Origin of the sequence: Citrobacter sp. Ct235, from assembly GCF_030332305.1 — a bacterium.
GTDB lineage: Bacteria > Pseudomonadota > Gammaproteobacteria > Enterobacterales > Enterobacteriaceae > Citrobacter_A > Citrobacter_A telavivensis.
In genome coordinates, this window is sequence record NZ_JAOWIC010000049.1 from 391507 (window position 1) to 405225 (window position 13719).

Genomic DNA, 13719 nt, shown 5'->3' on the forward strand with positions numbered 1-13719 from the left:
CTGGGTCAGGTGTAAGAGATGTGGCTATCCTAATGACCCTGCCGTCTCTTGTCAGCAGGAATCACCGTCGACGCTGTAACAAAATCTGCTCTCGTGTTAATTTTGTGAATATTCACCCTGACAGGAGTTAACCAAATGGATGCACTTGAATTACTTGTTAACCGCCGCAGCGCTTCTCGCCTGGCCGAGCCTGCACCTGCCGGTGAGCAATTGCAAAATATTCTCCGCGCGGGGATGCGCGCGCCGGATCATAAGACCCTGCAACCGTGGCATTTCTTCGTCATTGAAGGCGAAGGGCGCGAACGCTTCAGCGCGGTGCTGGAGAAGGGGGCAATTGCCGCCGGGAGCGATGAAAAAGGGATCGAAAAAGCGCGCACCGCACCGTTTCGCGCGCCGCTTATCATCACCGTGGTCGCGAAATGTGACGAAAATCATAAGGTCCCGGTCTGGGAACAGGAAATGTCCGCCGGCTGTGCGGTGATGGCGATGCAAATGGCGGCTATCGCGCAAGGCTTCGGCGGTATCTGGCGTACCGGGGCGTTAACCGACAGCCCGGTGGTGCGCGACGCGTTTGACTGCCGCACGCAGGATAAGATCGTCGGCTTCCTCTATCTTGGTACGCCGCAACTGAAAGCCTCCACCACCATTAACGTGCCGGATACCGCGCCGTTTGTGACGAAATTTTAGTTAATTCTGCAAAACTGTCTGGATTCTGAGCAAAGACGCCGGAATTCGGACACTCTCTCTTATCACTTCATGGAATGAGCGCTACCATAGCCCGATTGCAATGACAGGAGATGTCCATGAGCGAGCAAGCTATTCGTTTAACGCAGTACAGCCACGGAGCGGGTTGCGGTTGTAAAATTTCCCCGAAAGTGTTGGAAACCATCCTGCACAGCGAGCAGGCGAAGTTTGTCGACCCGAACCTGCTTGTGGGAAATGAAACCCGTGACGACGCGGCGGTATACGATCTGGGCAATGGCACCAGCGTCATCAGTACCACTGACTTCTTTATGCCGATTGTCGATGATCCGTTTGATTTTGGCCGCATTGCGGCGACCAACGCCATAAGCGATATTTTCGCGATGGGCGGCAGACCGATTATGGCGATCGCGATCCTGGGCTGGCCAATCAGTAAGCTGTCACCAGAAATCGCCCGCGAAGTGACCGAAGGCGGACGTTTTGCCTGTCGTCAGGCGGGCATTGCGCTGGCGGGCGGTCACTCGATTGATGCGCCGGAACCGATCTTTGGTCTGGCGGTGACCGGCATCGTCCCCACTGAACGGGTGAAGAAAAACAGCACTGCCCAGGCCGGCTGTAAGCTTTTCCTGACCAAGCCGTTGGGCATCGGCGTGCTGACCACCGCTGAGAAGAAATCGCTGTTGAAACCTGAACATCAGGGGCTGGCGACGGAAGTGATGTGTCGGATGAATATTGCCGGGGCGTCATTTGCCAACATCGACGGCGTCAAAGCCATGACCGATGTGACTGGCTTTGGTCTGTTGGGCCACCTCAGCGAGATGTGCCAGGGCGCAGGCGTGCAGGCGCAGATTTGTTATCAGGACATCCCTAAACTGCCGGGAGTGGAAGAGTACATCCGCCTGGGCGCCGTGCCGGGCGGCACTGAGCGTAACTTTGCCAGCTATGGACACCTGATGGGAGAAATGCCGCAGGCGGTGCGCTCCCTGCTGTGCGATCCGCAAACCTCCGGTGGCCTGCTGCTGGCGGTGATGCCAGACGCCGAAGAGGACGTTAAAGCGACAGCCGCCGAGTTTGGTATCGAACTGACGGCGATTGGCGAACTGGTTGAAGCCCGTGGCGGACGCGCCATGGTTGAGATCCGTTAATTCGATGCGGTTGTTTATTGCCGAAAAGCCGAGTCTGGCACGTGCCATTGCCGATGTGCTGCCTAAACCGCACCGCAAAGGCGATGGTTTTATTGAATGCGGTAATGGTCAGGTGGTGACCTGGTGTATTGGTCACCTGCTTGAACAGGCGCAGCCCGATGTCTATGACAGCCGTTATGCACGCTGGAATCTGGCCGACCTGCCGATCGTGCCGGAAAAGTGGCAATTGCAGCCGCGTCCTTCCGTAACCAAACAGCTCAACGTGATCAAACGCTTTCTGCATGAGGCCAGTGAGGTTATTCATGCGGGCGACCCGGATCGCGAAGGGCAACTGCTGGTCGATGAGGTGCTGGATTACCTGCAACTGGCACCGGAAAAGCGCCATCAGGTGCAGCGCTGTTTGATCAACGATCTCAACCCGCAGGCCGTTGAGCGCGCCATTGAACGTTTGCGTTCAAACAGTGAATTTGTGCCATTGTGCGTGTCAGCGCTGGCTCGCGCCCGCGCGGACTGGCTGTACGGCATCAACATGACCCGGGCGTACACTATCCTCGGACGTAATGCCGGTTATCAGGGGGTACTCTCCGTCGGACGCGTACAGACGCCGGTGCTTGGGCTGGTGGTACGTCGTGACGAAGAGATCGAAAACTTCGTTGCCAAAGATTTCTTTGAAGTGAAAGCGCATATCGTGACCCCTGCGGATGAACGTTTCACCGCCATCTGGCAGCCAAGCGAAGCGTGTGAACCGTATCAGGACGAAGAGGGGCGTTTGCTACATCGTCCGCTGGCGGAGCATGTGGTCAACCGCATCAACGGGCAGCCAGCGATTGTCACCAGCTATAATGATAAACGGGAATCAGAATCCGCACCGCTGCCGTTTTCGCTCTCCACATTGCAGATTGAAGCGGCAAAGCGCTTTGGTCTGAGCGCGCAGAACGTGCTCGACATCTGCCAGAAACTGTATGAAACCCATAAACTCATTACCTACCCGCGTTCCGATTGCCGCTATCTGCCGGAAGAGCACTTTGCCGGACGTCATGCGGTGATGAATGCCATCAGCGTGCATGCGCCGGATCTGCTGCCGCAACCGGCGGTGAATCCCGATACCCGCAATCGCTGCTGGGATGACAAAAAGGTCGATGCGCACCACGCCATTATCCCTACGGCACGCAGTAACAACATCAATCTGACGGAGAATGAAGCGAAGGTGTACAACCTGGTCGCCCGTCAGTACCTGATGCAGTTCTGCCCGGATGCGGTATTCCGTAAATGCGTGATTGAACTGGACATCGCGAAGGGTAAATTCGTTGCTAAAGCCCGGTTCCTCGCAGAAGCGGGCTGGCGGACGCTGCTCGGCAGTAAAGAGCGTGATGAAGAGAACGACGGCACGCCGCTGCCGGTGGTGGCGAAAGACGATGAATTACTGTGCGAAAAGGGGGAGGTTGTAGAACGCCAGACCCAGCCGCCGCGCCACTTTACCGATGCCACGCTGCTGTCGGCGATGACCGGGATCGCGCGCTTCGTACAGGATAAAGATCTGAAAAAGATCCTCCGCGCAACGGATGGGCTGGGCACCGAAGCCACCCGCGCCGGGATCATTGAACTGCTGTTTAAGCGCGGCTTTCTGGTCAAAAAAGGGCGTTATATTCACTCCACCGATGCCGGGAAAGCGCTGTTCCACTCGCTGCCGGAGATGGCGACCCGTCCTGACATGACCGCCCACTGGGAGTCGATACTGACGCAAATCAGCGAAAAGCAGTGCCGCTATCAGGATTTTATGCAGCCGCTGGTGGGGACGCTGTATCAACTGATCGATCAGGCGCGGAGTACGCCGGTACGCCGCTTCCGTGGCATTGTGGCACCCGGCGACGCAGATAAGAAAAAGAGCGCGCCCCGCAAACGCGCGGCGAAAAAAAGCCCGCCATCAGCAGAAGCAGAGGCGGGCGTGTAATACGCTCGTGCCGCGGTGAATTAAATCACACCCTGGCCAAACATGGCGTCGGCAATCTTCACGAAGGCTGAGATGTTCGCCCCACGGACATAGTTGGTCTGCTTGCTTTCGCCACCGTACTCGACGCAGGCATGGTGAATATCAAGCATAATGTGGTGCAGACGGGCATCCACTTTTTCCGCCTTCCAGCTCAGACGCGCAGCGTTCTGCGCCATTTCCAGACCGGAGGTGGCAACGCCACCGGCGTTCGCTGCTTTGCCCGGTGCAAACAGCACGCCGGCTTCGAGGAACAGGTCGGTTGCCTCGATGGTGGTCGGCATGTTTGCCCCTTCCGCCACCGCCTTCACGCCGTTGGCGATAAGCTGACGCGCGGCGTCGACATCGAGTTCGTTTTGCGTTGCACACGGCAGGGCGATATCGACCGGCACTGACCACGGCTGTTTACCTTCCAGATAGGTCAGGCCAAACTCACGGGCGTAGTCCGCCACGCGACCATCGCGGCTGGCTTTGATTTCGCACAGACGCGCCAGTTTCTCTTTCGTAAAGCCGCTCTCATCCACGACGGTGCCGCTGGAGTCGGAGGCCGTCACCACGCGAGCGCCAAATTCCATCGCTTTTTCAATGGCAAACTGCGCCACGTTGCCGGAGCCGGAAACCGCCACGCGCATCCCTTCAAAGCCCAGACCATGACGTTTGAGCATCGCTTCGGTGAAGTAGACCAGACCGTAGCCGGTTGCTTCCGGGCGGATAAGGCTGCCGCCGAAGGAGAGTCCTTTGCCGGTAAACACACAGCCGCTGTTGTTGGAAAGCTTACGCATCATCCCGGCCATAAAGCCCACTTCACGACCGCCCACGCCGATATCTCCGGCAGGAACGTCAGTATCCGGCCCCAGATGTCGATACAGTTCAGTCATCAGCGCCTGACAGAAACGCATCACTTCGCCTTCACTTTTCCCTTTCGGGTCGAAATCACTTCCGCCTTTACCGCCGCCCATCGGCAGGGTGGTCAACGCATTTTTAAAGGTTTGCTCAAAACCGAGGAACTTCAGGATCGACAGGTTCACGGAAGGGTGGAAGCGCATCCCACCTTTGTACGGGCCAATCGCCGAGTTGAACTGTACACGCCATGCACGGTTAACCTGGACCTGATTACGATCGTCCAGCCACACGACGCGGAACTGAATCACACGCTCTGGCTCAACCAGACGTTCCAGCAACGACATTTCACGATAACGCGGGTTTTGCTCAATGAACGGCCACAGGGTGGTCATGACTTCACGGACGGCTTGCGCGAACTCGGTTTGATTCGGGTCGCGCTTTTGGACATGGTTGAGGAATGATTCCAGAGAGCGTGTCTGATCCATAGATATAAAAACCTCTTATATTTTAATGTGGTTGTATTTATGTTGTTTGTATTAAGTGCATTTGCAGATTTTGACTATACCACCAGGAATGTGACGGATAGCAAGAAAAAAATGCCGGGGCCAGACAAATTAATAACGAAACGGCTGTCATAACAAAAAGCGATGACGCAAGAGATTAAAGTTTCCCGTGCGGGTTACCGTTATACTGAGAACAGTCCCGGAATAGTAAGGAAATCCTATGCGTTTTATCGCGATGGCGGCAGCGCTGATGACACTCTCTTTATCCACCCTGGCGAATCAAAATATTCGCCCTGATGTTCAGGTGAACGTGCCGCCGGAGGTCTTCAGCTCCGGTGGGCAGCGCGCGCAGCCCTGTAATCAGTGCTGCATTTATCAGGATCAGAATTATTCAGAAGGGGCGGTGATTAAAGCCGATGGCGTATTGTTGCAGTGCCAGCGCGATGAGAAAACGATCGGCACGAATCCGCTGGTCTGGCGGCGCGTAAAATCATAAAGGCGTTAAGCAGAGGAACATCGGCGGGGGCGAGCGGATAGTCCAGCGCGGCCTGTGGTTCGCACCACACCAGCTGTTGGTGCTCATGCGCTATCACCTCTCCGCTGAACGCGGGGACATGCCAGGCATGCAGATGAATCATCCGCCCGGAGACTTCACGCTGATGGCTGGCAATATAGCATCCTACCGTGGCCTCAATCCCTAGCTCTTCACGCAGTTCGCGGACCAGCGCCTGTGGCTGCGTTTCGCCCGCTTCCACCTTGCCACCGGCAAATTCCCATAGTCCAGCCTGGTCCGCCTGTGGCGGGCGCTGGGCGAGCAAAATTTTGCCATCACGTTCAACGATCGCGGCAACAACGTCGAGGGTTTTCATCATATTCGTCAATGTTCAACAGCAGAAAGTGACATACTATCGTCATCTTTGATTGACCTGAAGTCCCAGGAGTCCCCCTTGAACGATCCGCAATCGTGGGTAACGCCGCTGACCCGCCTCCCTGCCTCTCTTAGCCCTCTCGTGATGACGCAAAAAAAACACTACGGCGAGGTACTACATCCGACGCGCTGGTGGGGACGGATGCCGTTTTTGTTCTGGCTGGTGGCGCTGTTTGTGGGATTTCTCGAACGTAAACGTGCCCGTCTGACGCCGGTGATGCGGGCGCTGCTGATGACGCGCGTGTCGCAGGTCTGCCATTGCGCATTCTGCGTGGACGCCAACAGCCTGCGTCTGGCAGAGCGCTGTGGCGCGATGGAAAAAGTACTGGCGGTGGCGAACTGGCAGGCATCGTCGCTTTTTACGACAGAAGAGCGCATTGCGCTGGCCTATGCTGACGCCGTGACCGCCACGCCGCCGCAGGTAGACGATGCCCTGAAAGCGCAAATGAAGCAGCATTTCAGCGATGAGGTCATTAGTGAGATGACCGCGCTTCTGGCCTTCCAGAACCTCTCGGCGCGTTTCAACGCCGCGCTGGACATTCCTTCGCAGGGGCTGTGCGACAGTTTCAAAGGAGCGCCGCGTGCTTGACAGGCATCTTCATCCCCGGCTCAAACCGCTGCTCCACCGCTGCGCGGGCGTGCTCGACAGGCCGGGGATTTCTCCGGACGGGCTGACGCTCGTTGGATTTGCTCTCGGCGTGCTGGCGTTGCCGTTTCTGGCCCTGGGGTGGTATCTGGCGGCGCTGGTGGCGATTGCGCTGAACCGGCTGTTGGATGGTCTTGACGGCGCGCTGGCGCGACGCCGAGGACTCACCGATGCGGGTGGCTTTCTCGATATCGCGCTCGACTTCTTGTTTTACGCGATGGTGCCGTTTGGCTTCATTCTGGCCGATCCGCAGCATAACGCGCTGGCGGGAAGCTGGCTGTTGTTTGCGTTTATCGGCACCGGCAGCAGCTTTCTCGCCTTTGCTGCGCTGGCTGCAAAGCACAATATCGATAACCCCGGCTACGCACACAAGTCGTTTTACTATCTGGGCGGATTGACGGAGGGAACGGAAACGATCGCACTCTTTGTGCTCTGCTGCCTTTTCCCGGCGTACTTCGCCGCACTGGCGTGGATCTTCGGCACGCTGTGCTGGATGACGACGCTGACGCGCGTCTGGAGTGGTTATCTGACGCTGAAAGGGCTTCAGCGTCAGAATGGGTGAGATTATTTGCTGCTGTCCGGGCCGCGTTCGCCTGTGGAGACCGGGTTTTTTGGATCGCTGCTCCACTCATACCAGCCGCCGTCATAGACGGAGACGTTTTTCCAGCCCATCGCCCGGGCGTACATAAACGTCTCTGACGCGCGCCAGCCGGTGCCACAGTAGAAGGCGACCTGCTGATCCGGCAGTATGTGCCACTGCTTCCACATTGCGGCGATATCTTCCGCGCTGCGCATGGTGCCGTCCGGGTTATGGAAGTCTTCCATATGGGTCGAGTCGCTGCCGGCATGTCCCCAGCGCGCGCCGGCAATTTCACCTTTTGGCTTGATGTAGCTGTAGCCGCTGGTGGTGCCGATAAATTCCGGCCAGGAGCGAATACTGACCAGCGACGCATCCTGACGGTGCAACAGCCCGCGCGCCTGCTCCATATCAAGCATTAACTGCGGCTGCGCCGGAATGGTCACGCCAAAATCGGGCTCCGGTTTGACCTTCGCGGGTGTGCCGCGCTCGACCGGCAGCCCGGCATCAGACCAGGTCTGCCAGCCACCGTCGAGCAGGCGAACGTCTTTCACCCCGGCATACAGCATGATCTGCGCCACCCGTGCCGCGGCGTAAACATCGCGACCGTACAGGATAACAGTGGTGTCGTGACGGATACCGTGTTTCGCCAGCATCGCCTGCAGGCTGGCGTCGGAGACTTTGTTCCACAGCGGCTCGCTTTCCACTTCGTTGGTGTCGATGTAATCCGCACCCGGAATATGGCTGAGCAGATAAAACTTCGGCGCGCCCCAGGCGGCTTCGATCACTTTCCAGTCACCGGCGGGTTTCGCGGTCACCTCTTTACCCTGTTGCAGGTCATGCAGCCACTGCGGATAAACCAGCTGTTCGAAATGCGGCAGTCGTTGCAGACGGGCGGGCTCCTGCAGCGCGTCGCTCAGCGTGGCAACCTGTTGCAGTCCCGCTTTTTGCAGTCGACTTTTCACCGCCTGCACATCGCTGTCGTTGCCGTACAGCGCGACAGGGGCGGCGGATTTCAGTTGATGCTGCTGGATCCAGGCGTTGAGCTGTTCGTCGCTCATGTTGTCGAGCCAGCTTGCAGAGAGATTCAGGGCGGAGGGTTCATGGCCGGAAGGGCCGTTTAACGACGGCGGCCAGCCATTGTAGAACGCGCCTGGACGGGTATCGATGGCTGTACCCTGTTTTTGCGTCAGTTGTTTGAAGTTGAGCGCCTGCGCCATATCAGCAGCCCAGGTGGAAGCGCAAGCGAGCCCTAAAGCCAGTGCCAGCGCGGTCATTTGAGAAACACGTTTCATCGAATTGCCCGACGTTGAGATAAGGAGGCGCCATTCTGTGCTCGCTGTAGCTGAAAAACTTTGCGTTAACGCAGTATGTCCGCAGTTTCACGACGCGGGAGATAACTGCAAAACGTGGCCTCCCGGCGGAACATCCTGCGCGTCATGGGTCACCTGAACGACCGGGATGTCCAGTCGACGCACTTCGTCAAAGACCCACTGACGAAAGTCTGCCCGTCTGTCAGTATCAAGACGGCTGAAGGGTTCGTCCAGCAGCAATGTTCTGGGTTGTGCCAGCAGGGCGCGAAGCAGCGCGACCCGCGCGCGCTGACCGCCAGACAGCGTGGCGGGATCGCGAGAAGAGAAACCCGCCATGCCCGCGCGTTCAAGCGCGTGATGAACCGCATCGTGGCGCGCCGGGCCTTTCAGACCGGCGGGGAGCGCCAGCAGCAGGTTTTGCCCCACCGTAAAATGATCAAACAGCAGGGCATCCTGAAATAAAATGCCGGTCTGGCGTTGGGCCGTCGGGAGCACATCCAGACGTTGTTCATCCCGCCACAGTTCACCGCTGGCGTGCAGTGGCGGTGTCAGCGCACCCACCATCCAGGCCAGTAGTGAAGACTTGCCGCAGCCGGAGGGGCCCATTAATGTGACAATGTCACCTTTTGCTACATCAAAGGTTAACGGGCCAAACAGCGGGGCCTGGTTAAAAAACAGAGTAAGATGGCGAACGGTGAGCATTAGCGCAATCCTTGCCGGCGGTGGCCGACCCATGATGAAAGCCCGGCCATCAGTGCGAACACTAACAGCGGTAACAGCAATTGCCAGAGCGCCTGCGCGGCCAGGATGCCGGTGCTGCCACCGCTGCTGAGGGCGACCGCTTCCGTCGTCAGCGTCGGGAAACGACCCGCGCCCAGCCACAGCGTCGGCATGTACTGTGCGATACTGACGGAGAAACCCACCGCCAGCGCCACCAGTGCAGGACGTATAATTTGCGGGCATTTTACGGTGCAAAAGATTTTCATCGGCGACCAGCCCAGCGTCCGGGCAATCAGCAGCAGACGGGGATCGATGCGTTGCCAGGCCGGTTTCAGGACGAACAACATCCACGGTGCTACCCACAGCAGATGCCCCCAGACAATCGTTGCAAACTGGCCGTCCTGTTCAAGGTGTAGCGCCAGCGCATATTGCCCCATCACCAACGGCAGCGCCGGAAGGAGGATCGGCAGCCAGACCCAACGATGTCCGCGCTGCGGCCCCCATTCCAGCCATAGCAGCAAAATGACCAACCCCAGCGCGCTGGCGGCCAGTCCTGCCATTACGCTGTGGGTTAATGCCTCGGGATTAAGCGCGGATTGCTGTGCGAGAAGGGCCAACAATACCGTGCACAGCACACCCGTTGCGGGTAGCGACAGCGCCAGCGTTTTTCCCGTCACGGGCGGAATACGGCGTTGACGCACGCCGTTGATGTCGGGAAGTGTGCGTCGCCAACCGCGCCAGAGCAGGTAGCCTGCGAGGACAAAGAGGGCGAGTAGCGCCAGTAAAAGCAGGCTCGCCAGCGCGCCTTTGATCTGCTGTTCACTGTCTCCCTGACTAAGCCACTGCCAGCAGAGGACCGCCAGCGTTGGCGGGTTGCCGGGACCCAGGATAATGGCAACATCTACCACCGAAATCGTCCACGCCACCACGGCCAGCATCACGATACCCAGCCCGGGGGCAATGGTGGGCAATAACAACCAGCAGAGCGCCTGTCGGCGGCTGTAGCCCAGTGAATCCAGGACGATGACTTGCTGAGCCAGTCGTTTCTCACTCAGTAAAATCGATAAAATCCACAGCACGAAAGCGCTCTCTTTCACCGCCAGCGTCACGCCAAGCCCAATGCCGTAGCGATCGAGCGCGGGAGAGAAAAACGGCAGCGCGCGCCAGAGCAGTCCGCCTTCGGCAAAGAGCAGCAGCGCGGCGCTGGCAAACGCGACATGGGGAATGGCGAGCAGCCACGGCAGGCGGGTACTCAACCGCCGCCAGCGTATGCCTGGCCAGAGCGCCACCACAACCATTAGCGCAATAAACAGCGCGCCAGCGGCGGCGATGAACACTGAAACCACGGTTGCCAGCAACGCCTGCGGCAGTTGGGGATCGGCAAAAAGCGCCTGCCAGTTCGCCAACGACAGCGCGGGGGCGATTAGCAGCACGCTGGCCGGCAGTACTGGCGCGTATATTGTCGCCATGCCCAGCCAGGCAAGAAACATTAGCGCGAGCCGTAGCGGCGCAGCCATTCTTGCTCCAACGCGTTAACCCAGGCCGCATGAGGCTCGGGCAGGACGGCGGGCAGGCCATCCGGCATGCGTGCTTCCAGCGCCGCCTGCTGCGCGGCGGGCAGTTTTTTCGCATCCAGGACCGACGGATCGCCCCAGACTGTCGGGTCGGCCTTCCGCAACTGGGCGTCAGGCGAGAGCAGGAAGTTGGCGACCAGCTTCGCTCCGGCGCTGGCACGGGCATTAGCCGGAATGGTGACAAAGTGAACGTTGCCAATCATTCCTTCGCTAAAGCCAAAGCTGTAGCTGCTTTTCGGCAATTCACCGCTGGCGACTTTTTGCTGAGCGTGCGCGGGGTTAAAGGTTAACGACAGGCGCAGCGTCCCGCTGTTGAGTAACGCGTCCATCCGCGCCGGAGATGGTGGGAAATCCTTGCCTTCGCGCCACAGCGCGGGATGCAGCGCGTCAAGGTAGCGCCACAGCGGCGCGGTCACCCGGGCGAAGGTGGCGGCATCCGGTGCGACGGTGAGCGCATGCGGAGAGTCTGCCAGCGAGATCAGTAACTGCTCCAGGAACGCCGTGCCGGTAAAGTCCGGTGGTCGAGGGTAGCTGACGGTGCCGGGATGCGCCTGGGCAAATGCCAACAGCGCCTGCGGACTCTGCGGCGGTTGTGGCGTCACGCTGCTGTCCGCGATAAACGTCAACTGCGCGCCGCCCCACGGAGATTCAGCCCCGTCAGTGGGAATAGAGAAATCTTCACGTACCGGTTTTTGCGTATCGACATAACGCCAGTTGGGCAGCGCTTCCGCCCACTGGGTCTGCAACAATCCTGCCTCTTTCAACGTGCGGAAGTTTTCACCGTTGACCCACAGCAGGTCGACAGAACCGCCGGTTTTCCGCCCGGCGGCGGCTTCCGTCTGGATACGCTTCACGGCATCAGCCGCATCGGCGAGGCGCACGATTTTAAGATTGACCGCATAGTGCGTTTTCATCTCGCCGCTGACCCAGTCAAGGTACTGGTTAATGGCGGTGTCACCGCCCCAGGCGTTGAACCAGACGGTCTGGCCTTTGGCTTCATCTTTGATCTGCTGCCAGTTCTGTTCGGCGTGGCTCTGAGCGGTCAGCAACAGGCCCGCAAGTAGTAATCCCCAACGCATCGTTACTCCTGAAAAAAACGTGTTGCCAGCCAATGGGAGGCCAGCGGTAATAACCCCAACAGGGCAAACGCGGCCAGCATCGCGGGAGAGATAATGTCGCGTATCGATGTTAACTGGCTTAACTGGCGTCCGGCGTTCAGATAAACGACGGTGGCAGGTAGCATCCCCAACTGGCTGACCCACCAGTAACGGCGCACGCCGACGGCGGTGAGGCCGGCCAGCAGGTTGACGACAACAAACGGAAACAACGGCATCAGGCGGAGCGCAAAGAGATAAAAGGCGCCGTCTCGCGCCATCCCATTATTCACCGTTGCCATGTGCCGGGCAAAACGCCGCGACACCCAGTCACGCAGCAGATAACGACTGGTGAGCATGGCGAGCGTCGCGCCAAGCGTCGAAGCAAAAGAGACCAGCAACGTACCTTGCCAGAGGCCAAACAGCGCACCGCCGAGCAGCGTCAGCAGCGCCGCGCCGGGAATCGACAGCGCCGCGATAGCGGTATAGAGCAGAAAATAGAGACTGGCGCAAAGAAAAGGGGACTGGCGCTGCCAGTCCGCCAGCAGTGAATGATGGTGCTTAAGCGTCTCCAGCGTGAGCAGACCGGGGGGCAACGCCCAGAGCACCCCGGCAAGACAGAGGATCAGTGCGCCTGTTAACCCCATCTTTCTGGCGTTCACGACTGAACATCAAACCTTAAACGTTGCCCACACCGGCGCATGGTCAGACGGTTTTTCCATACTGCGAATGTCATAGTCAATACCGGTTTCCACACAGCGCTCCGCCAGCGGATTGCTTGCCAGCAACAGATCGATACGCAGACCGCGGTTATCATCGAATCCCTTCGAACGGTAATCAAACCACGAGAATTTGTCGACAGATTCCGGGTGCGCATGGCGGAAGGTGTCAACCAGACCCCAGCCCAGCAGGCGGTCCATCCATTCGCGCTCTTCCGGCAGGAACGAACACTTGCCGGTGCGCAGCCAGCGCTTGCGGTTCTCTTCGCCAATGCCGATGTCCCGATCGGACGGGCTGATATTCATATCCCCCATGATCAGTACCGGGTTGTCACGCTTCAGTTCGTTGTCGAGATAGTGTTGTAAGTTCTGATAAAACTGCGCTTTGGCCGGAAACTTAATCGGATGGTCACGGCTTTCGCCCTGCGGGAAATAGCCGTTGATCACCGTCAGGTTGCCCAGTGGAGAGGGGATCTCCGCCATGATGATGCGCCGCTGAGCCTCTTCGCCATCATCGGGAAAACCCCGTCGCACGGCGATGGGCGTCTCTTTGGTCAGCAGCGCCACGCCATAGTGACCTTTCTGACCGTGATAGAAAACGTTGTAGCCGAGTTTTGCGACATCCTCGAGCGGGAACATGTCGTCGTGAACTTTTGTCTCCTGCAGGCCAATAACATCGGGTTGGTGTTTTTCGACGATGGCTTCCAGTTGATGAGGTCTGGCGCGCAGGCCGTTGATATTAAAAGAGACAAATTTCATAGTCGCTGCCACTTTGCTGGATGAATAGTGCATGGATGGTAGCAGAATTTCCGCAAACTGACTGCTCATAATGGTGAGATTCCGGCAATGAGTGCGAATGGTGTTAACAATGGGGCAACCTTTGCCCGGTTTTAGGGCAGATTGCGTCAGAATGGCGCAGCAATTTCCTGTAAATTTCGCATAGGATCACATTTCCAGAATTATATTTG

14 protein-coding genes are annotated in these 13719 nt (G+C 58.3%); 6 read left to right on the forward strand and 8 right to left on the reverse strand.

The genetic code is table 11. From position 1 onward, the window contains the following. Positions 1-135 precede the first annotated feature (135 nt). From OGY35_RS19005 to topB, 3 genes are all read left to right on the forward strand, one after another. Positions 136-687 carry an NAD(P)H nitroreductase gene (locus tag OGY35_RS19005; RefSeq protein ID WP_286633130.1) on the forward strand — a complete coding sequence of 184 codons (552 nt, stop codon included), beginning with the start codon at positions 136-138 and terminating at the stop codon, positions 685-687. A gap of 116 nt (positions 688-803) precedes the next feature. Continuing rightward, on the forward strand, positions 804-1847 hold the full coding sequence (gene selD, locus OGY35_RS19010; protein WP_286633131.1) for a selenide, water dikinase SelD: 1044 nt from the start codon (positions 804-806) through the stop codon (positions 1845-1847). 4 nt (positions 1848-1851) lie between these two features. After that, entirely contained in the window at positions 1852-3798 is a 1947-nt protein-coding gene (topB, locus tag OGY35_RS19015; protein WP_152404940.1) for a DNA topoisomerase III, read from the forward strand. 20 nt (positions 3799-3818) lie between these two features. Here the strand turns inward: topB and gdhA are convergent, their stop codons facing one another. Beyond that, positions 3819-5162, reverse strand: coding sequence for an NADP-specific glutamate dehydrogenase (gene gdhA / locus OGY35_RS19020; RefSeq protein WP_286633132.1), 1344 nt, complete (start codon positions 5160-5162; stop codon positions 3819-3821). A 253-nt stretch (positions 5163-5415) separates the two neighbouring features. Between gdhA and OGY35_RS19025 the strand changes: the two genes are divergently transcribed. After that, positions 5416-5676, forward strand: coding sequence for a YnjH family protein (locus tag OGY35_RS19025; protein ID WP_187696667.1), 261 nt, complete (start codon positions 5416-5418; stop codon positions 5674-5676). On the opposite strand, the gene OGY35_RS19030 is transcribed toward OGY35_RS19025, so the two are convergent. Further along, entirely contained in the window at positions 5588-6052 is a 465-nt protein-coding gene (locus OGY35_RS19030; protein WP_286633133.1) for a pyrimidine (deoxy)nucleoside triphosphate diphosphatase, read from the reverse strand. The two genes, OGY35_RS19025 and OGY35_RS19030, sit on opposite strands and share 89 nt — an antisense overlap. A 75-nt stretch (positions 6053-6127) precedes the next feature. Here OGY35_RS19030 and OGY35_RS19035 point away from each other — a divergent pair, with 75 nt between their 5' ends. After that, on the forward strand, positions 6128-6697 hold the full coding sequence (locus OGY35_RS19035; protein ID WP_286633134.1) for a carboxymuconolactone decarboxylase family protein: 570 nt from the start codon (positions 6128-6130) through the stop codon (positions 6695-6697). After that, positions 6690-7316, forward strand: a complete 627-nt coding sequence (locus tag OGY35_RS19040) for a CDP-alcohol phosphatidyltransferase family protein (RefSeq protein WP_286633135.1) — start codon at positions 6690-6692, stop codon at positions 7314-7316. Before OGY35_RS19035 ends, OGY35_RS19040 begins: the two co-directional genes overlap by 8 nt. Positions 7317-7318: 2 nt before the next feature. Here the strand turns inward: OGY35_RS19040 and OGY35_RS19045 are convergent, their stop codons facing one another. From OGY35_RS19045 to xthA, 6 genes are all read right to left on the reverse strand, one after another. After that, positions 7319-8626, reverse strand: a complete 1308-nt coding sequence (locus OGY35_RS19045) for a rhodanese-like domain-containing protein (RefSeq protein ID WP_286633136.1) — start codon at positions 8624-8626, stop codon at positions 7319-7321. An 87-nt stretch (positions 8627-8713) separates the two neighbouring features. Continuing rightward, positions 8714-9346, reverse strand: a complete 633-nt coding sequence (locus OGY35_RS19050) for an ATP-binding cassette domain-containing protein (protein ID WP_286633137.1) — start codon at positions 9344-9346, stop codon at positions 8714-8716. Beyond that, entirely contained in the window at positions 9346-10881 is a 1536-nt protein-coding gene (locus OGY35_RS19055; RefSeq protein WP_286633138.1) for an ABC transporter permease subunit, read from the reverse strand. The genes OGY35_RS19050 and OGY35_RS19055 overlap by 1 nt, the downstream gene beginning before the upstream one ends. Then, on the reverse strand, positions 10854-12017 hold the full coding sequence (locus OGY35_RS19060) for an ABC transporter substrate-binding protein (protein WP_286633139.1): 1164 nt from the start codon (positions 12015-12017) through the stop codon (positions 10854-10856). Before OGY35_RS19060 ends, OGY35_RS19055 begins: the two co-directional genes overlap by 28 nt. 2 nt (positions 12018-12019) lie before the next feature. Further along, on the reverse strand, positions 12020-12694 hold the full coding sequence (locus OGY35_RS19065; protein WP_502872704.1) for a TVP38/TMEM64 family protein: 675 nt from the start codon (positions 12692-12694) through the stop codon (positions 12020-12022). 9 nt (positions 12695-12703) lie between these two features. Then, the gene (xthA, locus tag OGY35_RS19070) at positions 12704-13510 is read right to left on the reverse strand and encodes an exodeoxyribonuclease III (RefSeq protein WP_286633709.1); all 807 of its coding nucleotides are present in this window, start codon (positions 13508-13510) and stop codon (positions 12704-12706) included. Positions 13511-13719: the final 209 nt, after the last annotated feature.